Source organism: Mycobacterium sp. (genome assembly GCF_052143115.1).
GTDB lineage: Bacteria > Actinomycetota > Actinomycetes > Mycobacteriales > Mycobacteriaceae > Mycobacterium.
On the sequence record NZ_JBKQTQ010000195.1, the window covers coordinates 22,301 to 41,771 of the forward strand.

Below are 19,471 nucleotides of genomic sequence, written 5' to 3' on the forward strand. Positions count from 1 at the left end.
GATCACGTCATGCCTACCCGGATCCTGCGCACCGCCGACGCCTGGTGGGTGCAAACCCCACGCGGAGCAGCCCACATCGACACCAGCGCCGCCACCACCAGCGAGCTGCTCACCGACCGGGCGGCCATCGACACCGGCGCTCGTAGCAGCGACACCGTACCCGTGGACACGCTCACACTATTGTCCCCGGTGACGGCGCCCTGCCGCGTGGTCGCCCAGATGACCAACTACGCCTCACATGTCAAAGACACCGGAAAAGACCCCGCCAAGACCCCGTTGACGTTCTTCCGCAAGGCCTCTGGCTCGATCAGCGGTCCCTTCGACGACATCGTCAAACCCGCCCACGTGCGCCTGCTGGACTACGAGGCGGAGATCGGCCTGGTGATCGGGCGCCAGATGCCCGTCGGCACGTCGATCACCGAGGCCAACCTTGCCGACTACGTGAGCGCGCTGGTGGTGGCCAACGACGTCTCGGCCCGTGACGTTCAGCTCACCAAAACCCAGTTCTACGAAGCGAAGTCGTATCCGACGTTCACCCCGGTCGGCCCGGCGCTGGTGGTTGTCGACGCCGACGAGCTGAAACGCTTCGGTGATCTGCGCCTGCAGCTGCGGGTCAATGGCGAGCTCCGCCAAAACATGCTTGTCGCGGGCGACATGATCTACCGGCCCGTGCAAGCACTGCAGGCCCTGTCGCGATTCCAACGCCTCGACGCCGGCGATCTGGTGCTGACCGGCGCCCCGGTGGGCACCGCGATCAGCGCACCGCCAAAGCCCGCGCAGGTCATCGCTTCCGTGCTGCCGGAGGACCTCAAGTGGAAGCTGTTCTTGTCCGGCCAGGCCCGCAATCCGAAGTACCTGCACGACGGCGATGTCGTGGAAGCCAGCGTGGCCACCGATGACGGGGCCATCGACCTCGGCACGCAACGCACAGTTGTGAGGTTCAAATGAACGCAACGGATCGGATCCCGGCGCACGTGCCGGTCGTGGTCGTTGGCGCCGGCCCCACCGGCATCACCGCAGCCACGCTGCTCGCAAAGTTTGGAATCCAGACCCTGGTGCTGGACCGCTGGGAAGAGGTCTACCCGCAACCGCGTGCGGTGCACGCAGATGATGAGGTGTTCCGCATCCTCGCGGCGCTCGGCGTCCGCGACGAATTCGCCGCGATCTCGCGTCCAGGGCTGGGCCTGCGGCTGCTCGACCCGAACATGGGAGTACTGGCCGAGATTCGCCGCGACCCGAAGAAGAGCGTTCACGGCTTTCCCCAGGCGAATATGTTCGACCAGCCCGAGCTGGAAGCCTTATTGCGCGCCAACTTCAAGAACTATCCCGCTGCGATATTCAAGGGCAACGCCGAAGTCACCGAGATCACCCAGGTCGGTCCCGATCGTGTGCGCGTGAGCTTCACCGACGGCGCCAGCGGCAGGGCGCACGTCGTCGAATCGAGGTATGTCCTGGGCTGCGACGGCGCGAACAGCCTGGCCCGGAAGGCAGTCGGCGCCAGCATGCAGGGCCTGAGGTTTGTTGAGCAGCGCTGGCTGGTGATCGATGTGGACACCGACGCAAGACTGGGCCAGTGGGAGGGTGTGCACCAGGTCTGCAATCCGGTCCGTGCGGCCACCTACATGCGCGTCGGGGAGACCCGATACCGCTGGGAATTCCGGCTTCTCGGGAACGAGACCGCTGCGGACTTCCAGACGGTGGCCGACATCCTTCCACTGATCTCCCGCTGGGTTGGCGACATCGCGGTCGAGAGGTTGCAGCTGGTGCGGGTGTGCGAGTACACGTTCCGGGCCCAGGTGGCCGACCGGTGGCGCGACCGCAATGTGTTCCTCCTTGGTGACGCCGCCCACCTGACCCCGCCGTTCATCGGCCAGGGCCTGTGCTCAGGCCTGCGCGACTCAGTGAATCTGGCGTGGAAACTCGCCGGCGTGCTCAACAAGAGCCTGTCCGAAAGTGTGCTGGACACCTACGAGCAGGAGCGAAAACCACATGCCCGCGCGCTGGTTGGACTCGCGGTGAGAGTCGGTTGGGCGATGACCGCCGGTGGTCGACTGGGAAATCTGGTTCGCCGAATCCTGGTGCCCTGGTTAGTGCGTCGAGCAGGGGCACGATCCGAGGCGGACAGCAGCGCCACCCCCGCGTTGCGCGACTCCGCGCTGGTGATCAAATCCTTCCGCCCCGGCGAGCTGGCAGGCACGCTGTGCCCCAATCCCATTCTCGCTGAGGGTTTGCGGTTCGACGACGTGGTCGGAGGCCGATTCGCCGTCATCACCTCATCACCGCTAACCGAGGGCCAGCGTGACCAACTCCGCCGCCGTGGCGCTGTCGTCGTATCGGCCACGCCTGATGACGACCTCGGCCGTTGGCTGCACACAGCGAGGGCCCGCGGTGCGATCGTCAGGCCCGACCGCACCGTCATGCGAACCGGACGAAACCTGGACGCATTGTGTGCCGACGTACCGACATTCACCACACCAGCGTCCACACAACCCAATTCCCTATAGCCGTGCACGAAACCTTTTATGACCACATACGCACGCGACCTCGAATTGGCCACCTTAAGCATTGAACAGGAGGATCAGGTCCTCACTGTGCGGGTGTGCGACCCGGCGTACAACTTCATGACCGCGCGCATGCAGAAAGACCTTGACATCCTCACGGCGACGGCGACGACGACGCGACTTTCGGGGTGGTGATCCTCACCGGCGGTGTTCCCAACCGTTACATCATCCATTTCGATATATCCGCAGTACTCGCCACTGCCGAACGCGGCATACGCCGAGCACGATCCCAGCAACCCGCGCGACCCCAGTCTGGTGTCAGAACTCGACGGTTCCTCGGCGACAAGGCGTCGATCACGCGGGCGGGCTCGAACCACAAATCCAGCCTGAAACTCACCGAACCCGACGCTCCGTGCGACACGCCCGAAACTATCCAGCCCATCCAAGGTGGCGCCGAACCAGAGAGCGCAGCCACCAGATCCGCCCGTCTGTGGAAAGAGGTCACACCTCGGGAATTGACCAGGCGTCACCCGGTGGCTACACAGCTATTGGGTCTTGACTTTTGCTGCGGGTACTAATTGTTTGGATGTACGGTTTAGGACTTCGGATACGTGTAGAAGCCCTCGCCAGTCTTGACGCCGAGCTTGCCCGCATCAACATAGGCCTGCAACAAGTCCCGCACATGCTTCGGTAAGTGCGAGAACTCTTCGGCGTAGTGGTTCTCGATGTCGAGCACAACGTCCAGACCGACCAAGTCCATCATCTGAAACGGCCCGGCCGGCACGCCCCAGTTGACCTTAAACATCCCGTCGACATCCTCCGGACGCGCCACGCCCTCGGCAACCACGGCCAGCGACTCGCGCTTGATAGCTGCCCAGATGCGATTGAATATGAAGCCGGTGCACTCCCGGCGCGCCTCGAACGGATGGACGCCGAACTCGGGGAGGACCGTCAGCAGGGTGTCGAGCAGGCCGCGGTCAGTCTCACCGTCAGACATCAGGTCGACCCCGTTGACCTCCGGTGGCATGTAAAAGTGCATGTTGCACAAACGGCGTTTGTCCCGCACCTTTCCGGCCATCAGGCGCGACGGGTACGACGAAGAGTTGGTCGCGAAGATAGTGTCCGGCGGCGCCGCTTGGTCGATCTGGGCCCACGCCGCAATCTTGATCTCGAGCTTCTCCGGTACGGATTCGACGGCAAGCCAGGCATCGTCCAACGCCTCTTCGAGCGACCCCGCGGCCGTCGCGCCACCCACTTCACCAAACCCTCGGTCCTGCACCACCTTCGGTAGGGTCTCCGTCACGTAGTGAACCGCGGAGGCGCGCTGTTCAGCGCGTGGGGCAAGGATCCGCACGGTTCCGCCGCGGGTGGCGAACATCAGCGCGATGCGCCGGCCCAACGTTCCTGCCCCGATCACCGCGACAGGACGGTTCCTGATGTCCTCGAAATTATATGCGTATGACACTGTTTCCTCATTTCCTGTCGGTCGTGAGTCCAGCCAAACCAGACAGTCGCTCGTCGAGCCTGGCAAGCACGCGCCGCCGAGGCCGACAGACAACGTGGATCCTCTCGATCGAAACCGAGCGATCTGGTCGCCCATCTAACGCATGTATGGTAGTTCAACCTGCGTGCCCGCCACCGTCGCGAATCGACAAAGATGGGCCGACTGTTGTCTTGAGTCGACAACACGGCCCACGCCCCGACTGATTTCGGCCGAGGAGCCACCGACGTGTCGAATCTCGTTGGGTCCTCGACGATTAAAACGCTTAGAGCAGCCTCGCCTGTTCGGGCTGCGGCTTCGCCGGCTCGAGTAGCTCGGGCCCGTTGTTGCGCACGCTGTTGACCAGCGTCGAGATCTCGCGCATTTCCATGCCGCGCACGTCGGGCGGGTTGGCCAGTAGTTCGAGGTCGGCCGGGGCGTCGGGATCCAGCCAGTGGTCCCAATCGCGTTCGGCCACGATCAACGGCATCCGGTCATGGATCTCGGCGAGCTCGCCGACCGCGTCGGTGGTGATGATGGTGCAGCTCAGCAGCGGGCTGGCGTCCTTGGCGGGCTTCCACACCGACCACAGGCCCGCCATGAACAGCATCTCGCCGTCGGCGCGGTGCAGGTAGAACGGCGTCTTGCGGGCTTTCTTGCCGGCTTCGGTATCGGGGTTGGCGCGCCATTCGTAGTAGCCGTCCATCGGCACCAGGCAGCGTTTGGATTTGGCGCTCGAACGGAACGCCGGCGAGGTGGTGACCTTCTCAGCCCGAGCGTTGATCAGTTGCGGCCCCTTGGACTCCGGCGCGCCGTCGGATCCTGCCTTGGCCCACGGCGGTACCAATCCCCAGCGCATGGAGCGGACTCGCCTGGTGGGTTCGTCGTCGGGTTCGTCGTGCCGACGGACCACTGTGGTGATGGTCGTGGTGGGCGCCACGTTGTAGTTCGGGCCTGCCGCAGACTCCGCCGAGCGGGCCTCGTTGATCGCCTGGATCTTCTCGGCCAGCGCGGCCGGATCTGTCGTGACTGCGAATCGTCCACACATGACTCCATGGTGGCAGAGCCGACAGACAAGCAATGATGGACGAGTGAGCACCTGGACCGCCCCGTCTGCGCCGACGCCGGTATGCGCGACGGTGACGGTGCCGGGCTCGAAATCCCAGACCAATCGGGCGTTGGTGCTCTCGGCGCTGGCCGCCGCCAACGGCGGCGTCTCGGCGATCAGCGGTGCGCTGCGCAGCCGGGATACCGATCTGATGATCGGCGCGGTGGAAGCGCTGGGCCTGCGGGTCGAGGGGCCGGCAGACGAGCTCGCGGTAAGCGGGACAATCGCCCCGGCGCCCGACACCCGGATCGATTGCGGCCTGGCCGGCACGGTGTTGCGGTTCGTCCCGCCACTGGCGGCGCTGGGACTGGCCGCGGTCACCTTCGACGGTGACGAGCAGGCCCGGGTCCGGCCGATCGCGCCGTTGTTCAACGCGCTGCGCAGCCTCGGCGTCGACATCGACGGCGATCACTTGCCGTTCCGGGTGCACGGCGCCGGATCGGTCGCCGGCGGGGCCGTGGAAATCGACGCCTCGGCGTCGTCGCAGTTCGTCTCCGGCCTGCTGCTCGCCGGTGCGTCATTCACCGACGGCCTGATCGTGCAGCACTCTGGGCCCGCGCTGCCGTCGGCACCGCACATCGCCATGACGGTGGCGATGCTGCGCCAAGCCGGCGTGGACGTCGACGACGCGACACCCGACCGTTGGCAGGTGCGGCCCGGCGCGGTGGCCGCCCGACACTGGCACATCGAACCGGACCTGTCCAATGCCGTCCCGTTCATCGCCGCGGCGGTGGTCAGCGCGGGCACGGTGCGCATCACCGGCTGGCCGGCAGCCAGCATCCAACCTGCCGATGCAATCCTGGGCATCCTTCGGCAAATGAATTCGGTTGTCAATCAATCAGATTCGTATCTCGAAGTGCGCGGGCCGCAGTCCTACGAAGGATTCGACGTGAACCTGCGCGACGTCGGTGAACTCACCCCGTCCGTCGCGGTGCTCGCCGCGCTGGCCACCCCTGGCTCAGTGTCGCGGCTGACCGGCATCGCCCACCTGCGCGGTCACGAAACCGACCGCCTGGCCGCGCTGCGCACCGAGATCAACCGGCTGGGCGGAGATTGCTCGGAAACCCCGGACGGCCTGGAGATCACCGCAACGCCGCTGCGGCCGGGGACCTGGCAGTCGTATGCCGATCACCGGATGGCGACGGCCGGCGCGATCATCGGGTTGCGGGTCGCCGGTGTCGAGGTGGACGACATCGCTACCACCGCCAAGACGCTGCCGGAGTTTCCGCGGCTGTGGGCCGACATGCTCGCCGATCAAGGGTCTGGCGGTTGAGGCCGGGCGACTACGACGAGTCCGACGTCAAGATCCGCTCGGGACGGGGTTCGCGACCGCGGACCAAGACCCGCCCCGAGCACGCCGACGCGAAACCGGCCATGGTGGTCAGCGTCGACCGCGGCCGTTGGGGGTGTGTGCTCGACGGCGACCCCGATCACCGGGTCACCGCGATGCGGGCGCGGGAACTGGGCCGCACACCGATCGTCGTCGGCGACGACGTCGACGTGGTTGGCGATCTTTCCGGTCGGCCGGATACTTTGGCCCGCATCGTCCGGCGTGGACCGCGGCGAACAGTGTTGCGGCGCACCGCCGATGACACCGATCCTACCGAGCGGGTGGTCGTCGCCAACGCCGATCAACTGCTGATCGTGGTGGCTTTGGCCGACCCGCCGCCGCGCACCGGTCTGGTCGATCGAACGCTGATCGCGGCCTACGCCGGCGGGCTGATACCGATCCTGTGCTTGACCAAGACCGACCTCGCGGCCGCCGCGCCGTTCGCCGAGCAGTTCGCCGACCTCGATCTCACCGTGGTCACCGCCGGCCGCAACGACCCGCTGGACGCCGTCGCGCACCTGCTGGTCGGAAATATCACGGTGCTGCTCGGTCATTCCGGAGTGGGCAAGTCGACTCTGGTGAATCGTCTTGTGCCAGAAGCGGATCGAGCAGTGGGCGAGGTAACCGACATCGGCAGGGGGCGACACACCTCGACGCAATCGGTGGCGCTGCCGCTGGCATCGGGGCAGCACACCGGCTGGGTGATCGATACCCCGGGAATCCGCTCGTTCGGGCTGGCCCACATCGAGCCCGACGACGTGCTACTGGCTTTTTCCGACCTGGCCGAGGCGATCAAAGACTGCCCGCGTGGCTGCGGGCACATGGGCCCACCCGCCGATCCCGAATGCGCGCTGGACACCCTGACCGGCCCGGCCGCCCGTCGCGTCGCCGCCGCACGGCGGCTTTTGGCCGCGCTGACCGAGGTGTAGCCGCCAGGGTCGCGGCGGGTCAGCTTTCGGCCTGCGACCGAACCCACTCGAGGTTGGCCTGCATGTTCTGCTGCCATTCGGCAAGGCGCCGGGAGACGATCCTGGCCTCCTTCTCCGGCTGTGCGACGATCGCAGGGGTCAGTCCCGAGGGTCCCGGGCCCATCCGGGCCCACTGCCGGATCAACACGCCGTCGCTGGCCGGTTCGACCTCAAACGCCCACGTCGCGCTGACACCCTCGGGACCGGCCACGTTGTACACCCACCGGCGTTCGTCCTCGACTTCGACGACCTCGCAGACGGTGGCCCAGTCCCCGAACGCCTCGTGCTTGTTGCGACCGCGGAACCGCGCACCGACTTCAACCGCCTCGGCCCCATCCAGCCACTCGACGGTCTCCAGTTCCGCGGAACACCGCGCGGGCAAGCCGATGTCGGTCACCAAGTCCCATGCCGTGCGTACATCACACCGAACACGCTGTGTCACTTCGACTGTGGGTAGGTCGCGATAACGCATAGTTAGTCCTTCTCGGTGCCCGCCGGTGGGGGTGGCGGTCCTTGTAGCATGCCAGAGATGAAGATCGGCACCATGATCGAGCCCCGCTTGCCGGGCGCTGTTGAGTTCGCAGTGGCGGCCGAGCGGATCGGTGTGACGTCACTGTGGATCCCAGAAGTTTGGGGCTACGACGCACTCACCGGGCTGGCGTATCTGGCCGCCAAGACGTCGTCGATCAAACTCGGAACGTTTGTCGTGCAGTTGGGTTCGCGCACTCCGGCGCTGCTGGCGACGTCGGCCTTGAGCCTGCAGGAGCTGTCCGCAGGCCGCTTCATCTTGGGCATCGGCACCTCGGGGCCCCGGGTGATGGAGGGCTGGCACGGTGTCCGGTTCCGCAAACCGGTGCAGACCACGCGGGAGACCATCGAGATCGTCCGCACGGTCAGCCGCGGCGAGCGGCTTGAGCACGCCGGCGAGGTCTACCCGCTGCCGCTGCCGGACAGTCGCGGCGCCGCGCTGCGACCCATGGTGCGGCCGGATCATGTCCCGGTCTACGTGGCGGCGATGGGCCCACAGAACCTGCGACTGACCGGCGAGATGGCCGACGGCTGGCTGGGCAACGCCTTCATCCCTGAAGCCGCGGAGGTGTTCCTGACCCCGTTGCGCGAAGGCGCTGAGCACGCCGGCCGCACCCTCGACCAGCTCGACCTGGTCGCCCCCGTCGCCGTCGAGTTCCACGACGACCAAGCCGCCGCCGACGCCGCCGCACGTCGGCACGCCGACGGCTACGCGTTCACCATCGGCGCGATGGGCGCTGGCGGCAAGAACTTCTACAACGACGCATTCACCCGCTTGGGCTACGGGACCGAAGTCGACACCGTCGCCGGGCTATGGCAAGCCGGCAAGCACGACGAGGCGCGCAGCGCGGTGCCACTCGACCTGGGCCGCCTCACCAATCTGCTCGGCACGCCCGACACCATCGCCGACCGAGTGAAACGCTACCGGGCGGCGGGCATCACGACGCTGCTGGCCAAACTCGACGGGGACCCCGAGCAACAGCTGGTGACATTGCAGCGGCTGGTTGCCATCGCTGACGCGGCGTGAACCAGTCCTGACTACCAGCGGAGCATCGGGAGGGGGCTAACGGGTGGCGCGCAGCGTAGGGGATCAACCCTTTGGCAAGGAACGCGTGAAACCCTCGGCAGGGCAGCTGGGCGACGACGGCTTGCACGGTCGACCGTCTGATTTGGCCGCGTAGGACTCCACGGCTGACATCGATGAGGTCAGCTTTGCGAAAGGATTCCGTCATGCGATCGTCCGATGGCCGCAGCCGGTGGTGTTCCGTGATCAGCAGTTGTACCCGATCAATTTCTGTGATTCCGAATTCGTCGGCATGCGCAGACGCCAGGTCGGCAGACGGGTTGAGGTAGTCGAACATGCGGGCCGTCCAGATGCCCAGATGGTGAGCTACCCATGCGAGCGCAGCGAAGTCCGCGGTGCACCGAGCAGCAATTGATGGTGGTTGATACGGCGGTATACGTGGTTGCGATAGCTCGACGCGTCATCACCCAGCGCAACGCGATAACGATCCAGCAGAGCATCGACGATCGGCTGCGCGGTAACGACCTCCACGTGGTGGGAGCTCATCAGGCGTCGTTCGGCTAGGCGGCCCGGTCGGCCCGCCCAGTCGTCTGCGCCTTCCCACCAAGCTTTTTGCTTCGCTTGTCGCGGCGCCAACCCCGCACGGTGGCAATCGCGGTCTTCAAGCCCCGGCGGCGTCCGGTCGCCGGGTCGGTGCCGGTGAAGTCCTCGTCCAACACGGAGAACATCGACTCGCTGCGGGTCTCCGGTGCGTTGTCGGCGGTGTCTCGCAGGTACTTGTCCGGCAGCGACAGCTTGGCGATGGTCCGCCATGTCTTGCCGTATTGCACCAGGAAAGAGCCTGTCGTGTAAGGCAAGTCGTACTTGTCGCAGAGCTCGCGCACCCGCACCGAAATCTCAGCAAGCCGGTGGCTCGGCAGATCTGGGTACAGGTGGTGTTCGATCTGATGGCACAGGTTGCCACTCATGAACCGCATAGCCGGCCCGGCCTTGAAGTTGGCACTGCCCAGCATCTGCCGCAGATACCATTGGCCCTTGGTCTCGCCGATCATGTCGGTCTTGGTGAATTTCTCGGCGCCGTCCGGGAAGTGGCCGCAGAAGATCACCGCGTTGGCCCACAGATTGCGGATCACGTTGGCGACCGCGTTAGCCTTCAGCGTCGACTTGAACGTGGCCCCGGGTGACAGCGCGGTCACCGCCGGGAACGCGACATAGTCCTTGAACACCTGGCGACCGGACTTGGCCAAGAACTCGTCGACCCGCTGCCGGGCTTCCTCGTTATCCATCCGCTTCTTGACGATCCTGCCGACCTCGACGTGCTGCAACCCAACGCCCCATTCGAAGCCGATCGCGAGCAGGGTGTTGAACAGCAGGTTGAAGAGGTTGAAGCGCTTCCAGGGCTGGTCTCGGGTGACGCGCAGCAGGCCGTAGCCGACGTCGTCGTCCATGCCGAGGATGTTGGTGTACTTGTGGTGCACGAAGTTGTGGGTGTAGCGCCAGTGCTTGGACGACCCGGTCATGTCCCACTCCCACGTCGAGGAGTGAATCTCGGGATCGTTCATCCAGTCCCACTGGCCGTGCATGACGTTATGGCCGATCTCCATGTTCTCGATGATCTTGGCCACGCCGAGGGTCACGGTGCCCGCCCACCAGGCTGATCGCCGGGAACTGGCCGCCAGCATCACCCGGCCGGCGACCTCCAGGGCGCGCTGTACAGCGATCGTGCGGCGGATGTAGCGGGCGTCCCGCTCGCCGCGAGAGTCTTCAATGTCCTGGCGGATGGCATCCAGTTCAACGGCCAGGTTCTCGATGTCGGCGTCCGTCAGATGTGTGAATACGTCTAGATCGGTGATCGCCATCATTTCCTTCCTGCAGAGTGCGGATACTGACCTACGCTATCGTAACCTACGAAACCGTAGGTTACCTGTGAGTAACACCTAAACGTCGAGTACGCAATCGCCCGACGCGGCCGAAATGCAGGTCTGCACGCGTGTTCCCGGTTCATGTTCAGCGCCGGTGCGCAGGTCCCTGACATGGCCTCCCACCAGGCCGACCACGCAGGATTGGCATATCCCCATCCGACAGCCGAACGGCATCTGCACGCCTATCCGCTCACCGGCATCCATCAGCGAGGTCGCCGCATCGGCGGTGGTGCTTTTTCCGCTCTTCCCAAACGTTACCGTCCCACCGGCTCCGGCCGGCGCCGCGCGCGACACCGCAAAGCGCTCGAGGTGCAAGCGGTCCTGGACGCCGGCCGCCGACCAGGCGCGCTCGGCCGCGTTGAGCATTGCTTCGGGTCCGCACGCCCAGGTCTGCCGGTCACGCCAGTCCGGCACCTCGGTGTCGAGCTGCGTCGCATCCCGCCGTCCTTGGCTGCGCGTGGTCCGCAGCAGCAGCCGGTATCCCGCATGATCGCGGGCCAGTTGCTCAAGCTCCGCGCCGAACATCACGTCAGCCGCGGTGGGCGCCGAATGCAAATGGATCACGTCGGTGATCTGATCGTGGCGCACCAGCGTGCGCAGCATCGACATCACCGGGGTGATGCCCGAACCGGCGGTGATGAACAACACCGCCGGTGGCGCCGGATCGGGCAGCACGAAATTGCCCTGCGGTGCGGCCAACCGCACGATCGTCCCAGGCTTGACGCCGCCCACCAGGTGGCTGGAAAGGAAGCCCTCGGGCATCGCTTTCACCGTGATGGTCACCGTGCGGGCGCCCTTAACCGGGCTGGACGTGAGCGAATACGAGCGCCACCGCCAGCGGCCGTCAACCAGCAGCCCGATCCCCATGTACTGACCCGGCTCATAGTCGAAGCCGAAGCCCCAGCCCGGCTTGATGACCAGCGTCGCCGAGTCGTGCGTCTCCCGCCGGACCTGCAGGATGCGACCCCGCAATTCCCGCGCCGACCACAGCGGATTGGCAAGGCGCAGATAGTCGTCGGGCAGCAGCGGTGTGGTGATGCGACGGGCAAGGCTGCGCAACACGTGCCAACCGGGATGGGTGTCCACCCCAGCCACCGTAATCGGTGTGGTCTCGACGACGTCGGCCGTGATCCTCGCGATTTTCCTGTCCATTGGGAAGCTCCTGCCCTCCCAACCTACGGTACCGTAACTTACGGTCGCGTAGGTAGGGTGATCTTCCCCGCCGTGATTGCCCGGCTCTCCCCGCAAGCGGCTGGGGTACCCCCAGCCGCGCGGCGGCGAGGGGGCGTACCCCCACCTCACGCCGCCATGCGGCGTGCATCGTCGCCGGGCGCGTCACAGCAGCTCGAGCAGAAACGGCAGCTCTTGGGTGGCGTACCAGGCCAGATCGTGGTCCAGCGCGTCGCCAACGGTCAGCTCGGCGTCTTCGTCGCCGAGGTCAGCCTCGTCAATGACCGTGATCGCCGCCGAGACGTCCGCCTCCGCGGCGGCATTGTCGACGAATGCGGCGACGACATCCTCGCTGGCCACCGGCGCCCCGATCCGCACAACAGCGTCATCGAGATCCGGACGCGGCGTCACCTCGCCGACATCGGCGACCAGCACCGCGCGCCGCGGCGCCAACGTCGCACCCGGCTGCTCCAAAGCCGCCGCCAGCAGCCGCAGCGAAGCCAGCGCAGCCTCGCGCAGCGCGACTTCGCCCAACTCGTCGTCGTCGCCTTCCGCGTACGCTTCCCGCAGTCTGGGCGTCACTGCGAACGCGGTGCCGTTGACCGGCCACAACGAACCATCGGCGACGAGTTGCTGCAGCATGGCCAGGGTCACCGGGACGTAGATCCGCATCAGAGAACTGTCACTCGGTCGGACCGATCAACGTCGCGACATGGTCGTCCACGTAGGTCGACAGCTCGCGCGGTGGCCGCTGATAGTTCTCGCTGACCACCGGACGGGCGGGCAGTTTGACCTTCGGTTTCTTCACGTCGCGATAGTCGATGGTGGACAACAGATGCGCCATCATATTAAGCCGGGCATGTTTCTTGACATCTGATTCCACGACATACCATGGGCTGCCCGGCGTGTCGGTGTGCACCATCATCTCGTCTTTGGCGCGCGAATAGTCCTCCGACCGATACAGCGATTCCAGGTCCATCGGGCTGAGTTTCCATTGCCGTACCGGGTCATTCTGCCGCGCTTTGAACCGACGCAGCTGCTCGTCTTCGGATACCGAAAACCAGTACTTCCGTAGCACAATCCCGTCCTCGATGAGCATCTGTTCGAAGATCGGTGTCTGCCGCAGGAACAACGCATGCTCTTGCGGCGTGCAGAATCCCATGACTTTTTCGACGCCGGCACGGTTGTACCACGACCGGTCGAACAGCACGATCTCCCCTTTGTCGGGCAGATGCTCGACATAGCGCTGGTAGTACCACTGCCCGCGCTCCCGATCGGTCGGCGCGGGCAACGCGGCGATCCTTGCGACACGCGGGTTGAGATATTCGGTAATCCTTTTGATCGTGCCACCCTTTCCCGCCCCATCGCGGCCTTCGAAGATCACCACGATGCGGGCACCGGAGAATCGCACCCACTCCTGCAGTTTGACCAATTCTGTTTGAAGCCTGAACAATTCGGCTTCGTAAACCTGGTTAGGGATCTTGGGCAGCGGCGTCTTTTGCGACGTCTTCTGCGACTTTTGCTGCTTTCGTTGCTTCGTCTTTGCCGACGATTCGTTGGCCGATCCGGTGCTCACAGCATCGAATGGTAAGTCTGCAAGCTGATTCTTCACCGGCGAATAGCAGTTACTGTGCGGCTTCCAACAGTTCGTCGAGCGATTCGGCCAGCAGCACCGGCAGCACATCGACATCGCTCATCGCGTCGCGGTCAGCATTGATGCCGAAATACAACATGCCGTTGTAAGAGGTCACGCCGATGGCGAGCACCTGGTTGTTGAGCAGCGGTGGTACGGCGTAGCTCTCCAGCAACTTTGCGCCGGCAACATAGATCTGCGACTGGGCGCCGGGCGCGTTGGTGATCAACAGGTTGAACAGCCGCGCCGACAAACCGGTCGCGACCCGAATCCCCATGGCGTGCAGTGTCGGCGGCGCAAAACCCGACAGGGTCACGATGGTTCGCGCGTCGACCAGGCTGGCCGCGGTCGGGTTGGATTCGGTGGTGTGTGCGATCTGCGACAGCCGCACGACCGCGTTACCCTCCCCGACCGGCAGGTCGACCAGGAAGGGCGCCACCGCGCTGATCGCCCGACCGCGGCTCGACGCGTCGAATGTCTCGTCCACGTAGACCGGCAAGGGCGCCATCGCCCGCACCATTGCGGTGGGCGCTGCCGCCTCGCCGCGCGACAACAGCCAGTTGCGCAGTGCGCCGGTGATCACCGCCAGCACCACATCGTTGACGTCGCAGTTGTAACGCGCTCGAATGGCCCGATAGTCATCAAGACGTCCGCGGGCGACCGTGAACCGACGGTTGCGGGACACCCTGGTGTTCAGCGGGCTGCTGGGCGCGGTGCCCCGCGCAAGCGTGCGAGCGACGTCGAACAGCCGTCGACCGGCATCGATCAGTTGGCCGGAATTGGTCGCCAGTTCGGTGACCCCGGTGCGGACGGCCCTCACCTGCGTGCGGGGGCGGGTGGCCCAGTCACCGAGGGCGCCCAACAACAGCCGGGTGGTACCGGGTTCGCGGGCCGGTACCCAGATGTCCTCGGCGAACGGCGGCGGACGCCGGCTCCGGTCTGCGATGACGTGACCGATGTCTGCCGCTCCCATGCCGTTGATCAACGCCTGGTGCGACTTGGTGTACAGGGCGAGGCGATTTTTGGCCAAGCCCTCCACCAAGTACATCTCCCAGAGCGGCCGGGACTTGTCCAGCGGCCGTGCCGCCAGCCGGCCGATCAGTTCGTGCAACTGCTCGTCGCTGCCCGGCGACGGCAGCGCCGAGCGCCGGACGTGGTAGGTGATGTCGAAATCGCGGTCGTCGATCCACACGGGCCGGGCCAACCTCATCGTCACTTCCCGGACCTTCTGCCGGTACCGCGGCACCTTCGGCAGCCGCCGTTCGACGGTGGCCAGCAACGTTTCGTAGCTCAGCCCGGCGCGCGGCTGACGCAGGATCGACAGTGAGCCCACATAAAGCGGGGTGGCGGTGTTCTCCAGCTCATAGAACGACGCGTCCGAAGTGGACATCCTCGCCACGTCGCCTCTCCCCTGGTATTTCCTCGCGTATTCGCCGGCTGATCGATCTGCCGCTCACGGTAACCGTCGATGCGAGCCTGCCGCAGCGCGGGTACGGGCCCGCGACGATTGTGCGATGATCGTCACAGTCGTCTGCCACTCTCCAGCAGGCTTACTTTTTCGCCCCTTCGTAAGCATTGGGAGAGTGCAGCGTTGAACAGCCCAAGCCCATCCGATCGTGACGCGTTCGCCGTCATGCCCGTCGTCGATTATGAACCGCCGGCGCGCGATGTCCGGCACTGTCGGCCGCCCACACCCACAGCATTGCGGCGGCCTAATACGTTTGTACAGCAACGCCATTCAAGTCGGCAGCCTCCGGCGGGTGGATCGACGACAATGTCGGCGCCGATGCGGCAGGCGGCGTGCTTCGCCGACGCGGCACTGCGCCGGGTGCTGGAAGTCATCGACCGTCGCCGCCCCGTCGCACAGCTCCACGGGTTGCTGGCCGCCGGTCTGGTCGACTCGGTCCTTTGCGCCCATCGGTTCGACACCGGCCAGGATGGGGCGGCGGTGTTGCGCCGGTTGCGGCTGCAGGCGGTGGATGCCCCGGACCGGTTCGCCGCGGCCGAAGTCTTCGGGAGCTACAGCCGTGGGAGCCGCATCCACGCCATCGCCTGCCGCATCGAACGGGTCGCGGGCGGACGATGGCAGGTGGTCGCCCTGCACATCGGCTGACCCGGCTAGGTCGGATTGCCCGGCTTCTCCCCGGGCCGTTGCACGGCCCGCATCGTCGCCGGGCTACTCCCGATTGCCCGGCTTCTCCCCGGGCCGTTGCACGGCCCGCATCGTCGCCGGGCGAGGGCCACCCGTGAACCGGGTCAGCACCGGCCCCACTATCGCTAACACGAACACGTACGACATTGCCAACGCGGAAACCCCGGCGATCGACGAGCCGACCAGCCCGATGATGATCAGCGAGAACTCGCCCCTGGCCATCAGCGTTGTGCCGGCGCGCAACTGCCCGCGCCGCGCCACTCCCTCACGCCGCGCGGCGAACACTCCGGTGGCCACCTTCGTCGCTGCGGTGACCGCGGCCAGGATTACGGCTATCGGAAGCGCCGGTAACAGCTGCGCGGGATTCACCGGCAGCCCGACCGCGACGAAGAAGATCGCAGCAAACAGGTCGCGCAGCGGACCCAGCAGCTTTCGGGCCCGTTCTGCAGTCTCGCCGGTGAGGGTCAGGCCGACCAGGAACGCACCCACGGCGGCCGACGCATGCAGGTGCTCGGCCACCGCTGCAACGATCAGGGTGATACCGAGGACCCTCAGCAGCAGCTGCTCGGAATCCGGGTGCGCCACCAGCCGGCCGACGTGGTGGCCCCAGCGATATGACGCGGCAAACGCCATGCACAGCGCCGCGATCGCGGCAGCCACCTCGACGAGCGCGAGCAACCAGCTGCCGCCCGCGCCCAGAACCGCCACCAGCGGCAGATAAACCGCCATTGCGAAGTCCTCCAGCACCAGCACCGCCAGCACGGCTGGTGTTTCGCGGTTCCCGAGCCGGTGCAAGTCCTCCAGCAGACGCGAGATAACACCCGACGACGAGACGTAGGTGACGCCGGCCAGGGCGAGCACGCCGACGCCGCTGAGTCCGAGCAGCCACCCGGCCAGCGCACCGGGCGTGGCGTTCAGCACGAAGTCGACTGCGGCGGAAGGCAGGTGGTGACGCAAACTGCTGGCGAATTCGGTCGCGGAGAATTCCAGACCCAAGGTCAGCAACAGCAGCACGACGCCGATCGGCGCCCCGGTGGTGATGAACTGACCAGCGGTGGTCACCGGTGCGACACCGCCGTTGCCGAGCGCCAAACCGGTCAGCAGATACACCGGTATCGGGGAGAGCGCGAACCGACGAGCGACCGTCCCGAGCAAGGCAAGCACGGTGAGGACGGCGCCGAGCTGCAGAAGCAGCGGTGCCGAAATCTGCACGCGCTCAGCCCTTATCGACGAGTTGCACGACTTTGGCGATGCCGGATTCGGTGCCGACCACCACCAGTACGTCGTCCGCGTGCAGAATTTCGGCCGGCCCCGGCGATGCCAGCACCACCTCGTTGCGCACGATCGCCACGATCGACGCGCCAGTGCGGGTGCGCGCCCGGGTATCCCCGAGCGGCCGGTCCGCGAACGGGCTGCCCGGCCGGATGTGGACCTGACCGGCCTCTAGCCCCGGCACTTCGCGGGTCAACTCGGTGAAGCGCTCGGCGATCCGCGGTGCGCCCAAGATCTGGGCTACCGCGTCGGCCTCCTCGTCGGTGAAGTGGAAGATCGGCTGCGCTTGGTCGGGATCGTCGCGCGCATAACGGACGACGTCGAAGTCGCCGCTGCGCCGGGCGATGATCCCGATCCGCTCGCCATCGTGGCTGGTGAACTCATACCGCACCCCGATGCTGGGCAGCAGCACCTCTTTGACGTCCAGCGCTGCTACCGCCGTTTGGCTGATTTCGGCTTGGCGTGGCGGCTTTGTCGGCGCGCGGCTTCACGCCGCTCGCGTCGACTGCCACCGGCTCCGGCCGCTGCCGTCTGCGCGCCACCGTTGCCTTGCACTTGTGCCGTACCGTCCTCGGCGGGCCCAGAATACGTCAGTTCGGGCGACTCCGTCTCAATTCCCCTGGCGCGCAAGGCAGTTGCGGGTTCGCGTGGCCCGGCAGACCCGCCAGTGGCCCGCTGCTGCGCGCTGGCCGCTGCGGCGGTGGCGAACTCCGCCAGGTCCTCCGGCTCCTCGACCGGTCCCACCTGCGGGGCCGGTACCGCCTCGACCGAGACGTTGAACAAGAAGCCGACCGACTCTTCCTTCAGGCCCTCGAGCATGCCGGTGAACATGTCGAAGCCCTCGCGCTGGTACTCGACCAGTGGATCGCGTTGGGCCATCGCGCGCAGGCCGATGCCCTCTTTGAGGTAGTCCATCTCATAGAGATGCTCACGCCACTTGCGGTCGATGACGTTGAGCAGCACGTTGCGTTCCAGCTGGCGCATCGCGCCCTCGCCGGCGAGCTCCTCGAGCTCGGCCTCCCGCACCGCGTAGGCACGCTCAGCGTCTTCGACCAACGCGTCGAGCAGCTCCTCGCGGGTGAGCTCACCGGGCTCACCGATCGCCTCCGAGTCGATCAGGTCTTTGTGGTCGATCTTGACCGGATACAGCGTTTTCAGCGCCTCCCAGAGCTGTTCGAGATCCCAGTCCTCGGCGTAACCCTCGGCGGTTGCCCCGTTGACATAGGCGGCGATCACGTCGACGAGCATGTCGTGAGCCTGCTGCTGCAAATTCTCGCCTTCGAGGAGGCGGCGGCGCTCCTCGTAGATGACCTTGCGCTGCTGATTCATCACCTCGTCGTATTTGAGGACGTTCTTGCGGACCTCGAAGTTCTGCTGCTCGACCTGAGTCTGTGCGCTCTTGATCGCGCGGGTCACCATCTTGGCCTCGATGGGCACGTCGTCGGGCAGGTTGAGCCTGGTCAACAGCGATTCCAGCGCCGCGCCATTGAAGCGGCGCATCAACTCGTCACCCAGCGACAGATAAAAGCGGGACTCGCCGGGGTCGCCTTGGCGCCCGGAGCGGCCGCGCAGCTGGTTGTCGATGCGCCGCGATTCATGCCGTTCGGTACCCAGCACGTACAGCCCGCCGGCCTCGATCACTTCCTTTGCTTCGGCGGCGGCCTCGGCCTTGACCACAGGCAGCTCTTCGTGCCAGGCCTCGTCGTACTCCTCGGCTGTCTCCACCGGGTCGAGGCCTCGCTCGCGCAGCCGCAGGTCGGTGAGAAAGTCGACGTTGCCACCCAAAACGATGTCGGTACCACGGCCGGCCATGTTGGTGGCGACCGTGATGGCGCCGCGCCGCCCGGCTTGGGCGACGATGCCGGCCTCTTGCTCGTGGTATTTGGCGTTCAGCACGTTGTGCGGGATACGCCGTTTTTGGAATTGCCGCGACAGGTTCTCCGAGCGCTCCACGCTGGTCGTACCGATCAGCACCGGCTGGCCCTGCTCGTAGCGCTCGCTGACGTCGTCGACGACCGCGATGTACTTGGCTTCCTCGGTCTTGTAGATGAGGTCGGACTGGTCGGTGCGGACCATCGGCTTGTTAGTCGGAATGGTGACCACGCCGAGCTTGTAGATCTCGTGCAGCTCGGCGGCCTCGGTCTGCGCGGTTCCGGTCATGCCGGCGAGCTTGTCGTAGAGCCGGAAGTAGTTCTGCAGCGTGATGGTGGCCATCGTCTGGTTCTCGGCCTTGATCTCGACGTGCTCTTTGGCTTCGATGGCCTGGTGCATGCCCTCGTTGTAGCGCCGGCCGATCAGCACACGGCCGGTGAACTCGTCGACGATGAGCACCTCGCCGTCGCGGACGATGTAGTCCTTGTCGCGGGAGAACAGCTCTTTGGCT

Annotated in this window: 19 protein-coding genes; 7 read left to right on the forward strand and 12 right to left on the reverse strand. The window is 65.8% G+C overall.

The window, feature by feature from the left end; genetic code table 11:
• Positions 1 to 9: 9 nt before the first annotated feature.
• Genes ACLQI9_RS20595 through ACLQI9_RS20605 form a run of 3 tightly spaced genes read left to right on the forward strand, consistent with a single transcriptional unit; the run spans position 10 to position 2,696 of the window.
• Positions 10 to 948 carry a fumarylacetoacetate hydrolase family protein gene (locus tag ACLQI9_RS20595; RefSeq protein WP_442383900.1) on the forward strand — a complete coding sequence of 313 codons (939 nt, stop codon included), beginning with the start codon at positions 10 to 12 and terminating at the stop codon, positions 946 to 948.
• Positions 945 to 2,504 (forward strand): bifunctional 3-(3-hydroxy-phenyl)propionate/3-hydroxycinnamic acid hydroxylase MhpA, encoded by a 1,560-nt coding sequence (mhpA, locus tag ACLQI9_RS20600; protein WP_442383898.1) that lies wholly within the window; start codon positions 945 to 947, stop codon positions 2,502 to 2,504. The genes ACLQI9_RS20595 and mhpA overlap by 4 nt, the downstream gene beginning before the upstream one ends.
• A gap of 18 nt (positions 2,505 to 2,522) precedes the next feature.
• Positions 2,523 to 2,696 carry a hypothetical protein gene (locus ACLQI9_RS20605; RefSeq protein ID WP_442383896.1) on the forward strand — a complete coding sequence of 58 codons (174 nt, stop codon included), beginning with the start codon at positions 2,523 to 2,525 and terminating at the stop codon, positions 2,694 to 2,696.
• 400 nt (positions 2,697 to 3,096) lie between these two features.
• On the opposite strand, the gene ACLQI9_RS20610 is transcribed toward ACLQI9_RS20605, so the two are convergent.
• Complete coding sequence (locus ACLQI9_RS20610) at positions 3,097 to 3,966, reverse strand: 3-hydroxyacyl-CoA dehydrogenase family protein (RefSeq protein WP_442383894.1); 870 nt, start codon at positions 3,964 to 3,966, stop codon at positions 3,097 to 3,099.
• Positions 3,967 to 4,267: 301 nt separating this feature from the next.
• Positions 4,268 to 5,029 (reverse strand): SOS response-associated peptidase, encoded by a 762-nt coding sequence (locus tag ACLQI9_RS20615; protein WP_442383893.1) that lies wholly within the window; start codon positions 5,027 to 5,029, stop codon positions 4,268 to 4,270.
• 43 nt (positions 5,030 to 5,072) lie between these two features.
• Between ACLQI9_RS20615 and aroA the strand changes: the two genes are divergently transcribed.
• Together aroA and rsgA are read left to right on the forward strand one after the other, a co-directional pair.
• A complete protein-coding gene (gene aroA / locus ACLQI9_RS20620; RefSeq protein WP_442383891.1) occupies positions 5,073 to 6,362 on the forward strand; it encodes a 3-phosphoshikimate 1-carboxyvinyltransferase in 1,290 nt (429 codons plus the stop codon).
• Positions 6,359 to 7,348 carry a ribosome small subunit-dependent GTPase A gene (rsgA, locus tag ACLQI9_RS20625; RefSeq protein WP_442383889.1) on the forward strand — a complete coding sequence of 330 codons (990 nt, stop codon included), beginning with the start codon at positions 6,359 to 6,361 and terminating at the stop codon, positions 7,346 to 7,348. Before aroA ends, rsgA begins: the two co-directional genes overlap by 4 nt.
• Positions 7,349 to 7,367: 19 nt before the next feature.
• Here rsgA and ACLQI9_RS20630 read toward each other — a convergent pair whose 3' ends face one another.
• Positions 7,368 to 7,829 (reverse strand): SRPBCC family protein, encoded by a 462-nt coding sequence (locus ACLQI9_RS20630; RefSeq protein WP_442392086.1) that lies wholly within the window; start codon positions 7,827 to 7,829, stop codon positions 7,368 to 7,370.
• A gap of 87 nt (positions 7,830 to 7,916) precedes the next feature.
• Between ACLQI9_RS20630 and ACLQI9_RS20635 the strand changes: the two genes are divergently transcribed.
• The gene (locus tag ACLQI9_RS20635; RefSeq protein ID WP_442383885.1) at positions 7,917 to 8,942 is read left to right on the forward strand and encodes an LLM class flavin-dependent oxidoreductase; all 1,026 of its coding nucleotides are present in this window, start codon (positions 7,917 to 7,919) and stop codon (positions 8,940 to 8,942) included.
• 363 nt (positions 8,943 to 9,305) lie between these two features.
• Here the strand turns inward: ACLQI9_RS20635 and ACLQI9_RS20640 are convergent, their stop codons facing one another.
• The 6 genes from ACLQI9_RS20640 to ACLQI9_RS20665 form a co-directional block, all read right to left on the reverse strand.
• Positions 9,306 to 9,485 carry a hypothetical protein gene (locus tag ACLQI9_RS20640; protein WP_442392087.1) on the reverse strand — a complete coding sequence of 60 codons (180 nt, stop codon included), beginning with the start codon at positions 9,483 to 9,485 and terminating at the stop codon, positions 9,306 to 9,308.
• 14 nt (positions 9,486 to 9,499) lie between these two features.
• Positions 9,500 to 10,798, reverse strand: coding sequence for a fatty acid desaturase family protein (locus ACLQI9_RS20645; protein WP_442383881.1), 1,299 nt, complete (start codon positions 10,796 to 10,798; stop codon positions 9,500 to 9,502).
• Between the two features lie 78 nt (positions 10,799 to 10,876).
• Positions 10,877 to 12,013 (reverse strand): ferredoxin reductase, encoded by a 1,137-nt coding sequence (locus ACLQI9_RS20650; protein WP_442383879.1) that lies wholly within the window; start codon positions 12,011 to 12,013, stop codon positions 10,877 to 10,879.
• A 183-nt stretch (positions 12,014 to 12,196) separates the two neighbouring features.
• Complete coding sequence (locus tag ACLQI9_RS20655) at positions 12,197 to 12,703, reverse strand: DUF6912 family protein (protein ID WP_442383877.1); 507 nt, start codon at positions 12,701 to 12,703, stop codon at positions 12,197 to 12,199.
• A gap of 10 nt (positions 12,704 to 12,713) precedes the next feature.
• Positions 12,714 to 13,520, reverse strand: a complete 807-nt coding sequence (ppk2, locus tag ACLQI9_RS20660; protein ID WP_442383938.1) for a polyphosphate kinase 2 — start codon at positions 13,518 to 13,520, stop codon at positions 12,714 to 12,716.
• A 136-nt stretch (positions 13,521 to 13,656) separates the two neighbouring features.
• Positions 13,657 to 15,054 (reverse strand): WS/DGAT/MGAT family O-acyltransferase, encoded by a 1,398-nt coding sequence (locus ACLQI9_RS20665; RefSeq protein WP_442383875.1) that lies wholly within the window; start codon positions 15,052 to 15,054, stop codon positions 13,657 to 13,659.
• A 243-nt stretch (positions 15,055 to 15,297) separates the two neighbouring features.
• On the opposite strand from ACLQI9_RS20665, the gene ACLQI9_RS20670 reads away from it, so the two are divergent.
• Positions 15,298 to 15,777 (forward strand): Rv3235 family protein, encoded by a 480-nt coding sequence (locus ACLQI9_RS20670; RefSeq protein WP_442383936.1) that lies wholly within the window; start codon positions 15,298 to 15,300, stop codon positions 15,775 to 15,777.
• Positions 15,778 to 15,840: 63 nt separating this feature from the next.
• Here ACLQI9_RS20670 and ACLQI9_RS20675 read toward each other — a convergent pair whose 3' ends face one another.
• The 3 genes from ACLQI9_RS20675 to ACLQI9_RS20685 form a co-directional block, all read right to left on the reverse strand.
• On the reverse strand, positions 15,841 to 17,028 hold the full coding sequence (locus ACLQI9_RS20675; protein ID WP_442383873.1) for a cation:proton antiporter: 1,188 nt from the start codon (positions 17,026 to 17,028) through the stop codon (positions 15,841 to 15,843).
• A 4-nt stretch (positions 17,029 to 17,032) separates the two neighbouring features.
• Entirely contained in the window at positions 17,033 to 17,515 is a 483-nt protein-coding gene (locus tag ACLQI9_RS20680; RefSeq protein ID WP_442383934.1) for a cation:proton antiporter regulatory subunit, read from the reverse strand.
• A 5-nt stretch (positions 17,516 to 17,520) separates the two neighbouring features.
• Positions 17,521 to 19,471, reverse strand: a 1,951-nt coding sequence (locus ACLQI9_RS20685) for a preprotein translocase subunit SecA (protein WP_442392088.1), incomplete at its 5' end; no start/stop codon positions are given.

What these genes read in the sequence shown, in the direction of transcription:
- ACLQI9_RS20595 (WP_442383900.1), top strand. Translation starts at nt 10, where the DNA reads ATGCCTACCCGGATCCTGCGCACCGCCGACGCCTGGTGGGTGCAAACC.
- mhpA (WP_442383898.1), top strand. Translation starts at nt 945, where the DNA reads ATGAACGCAACGGATCGGATCCCGGCGCACGTGCCGGTCGTGGTCGTT.
- ACLQI9_RS20605 (WP_442383896.1), top strand. Translation starts at nt 2,523, where the DNA reads ATGACCACATACGCACGCGACCTCGAATTGGCCACCTTAAGCATTGAA.
- ACLQI9_RS20615 (WP_442383893.1), bottom strand. Translation starts at nt 5,029, where the DNA reads ATGTGTGGACGATTCGCAGTCACGACAGATCCGGCCGCGCTGGCCGAG.
- ACLQI9_RS20635 (WP_442383885.1), top strand. Translation starts at nt 7,917, where the DNA reads ATGAAGATCGGCACCATGATCGAGCCCCGCTTGCCGGGCGCTGTTGAG.
- ACLQI9_RS20640 (WP_442392087.1), bottom strand. Translation starts at nt 9,485, where the DNA reads ATGAGCTCCCACCACGTGGAGGTCGTTACCGCGCAGCCGATCGTCGAT.
- ACLQI9_RS20645 (WP_442383881.1), bottom strand. Translation starts at nt 10,798, where the DNA reads ATGGCGATCACCGATCTAGACGTATTCACACATCTGACGGACGCCGAC.
- ACLQI9_RS20650 (WP_442383879.1), bottom strand. Translation starts at nt 12,013, where the DNA reads ATGGACAGGAAAATCGCGAGGATCACGGCCGACGTCGTCGAGACCACA.
- ACLQI9_RS20655 (WP_442383877.1), bottom strand. Translation starts at nt 12,703, where the DNA reads ATGCGGATCTACGTCCCGGTGACCCTGGCCATGCTGCAGCAACTCGTC.
- ACLQI9_RS20665 (WP_442383875.1), bottom strand. Translation starts at nt 15,054, where the DNA reads ATGTCCACTTCGGACGCGTCGTTCTATGAGCTGGAGAACACCGCCACC.
- ACLQI9_RS20670 (WP_442383936.1), top strand. Translation starts at nt 15,298, where the DNA reads ATGCCCGTCGTCGATTATGAACCGCCGGCGCGCGATGTCCGGCACTGT.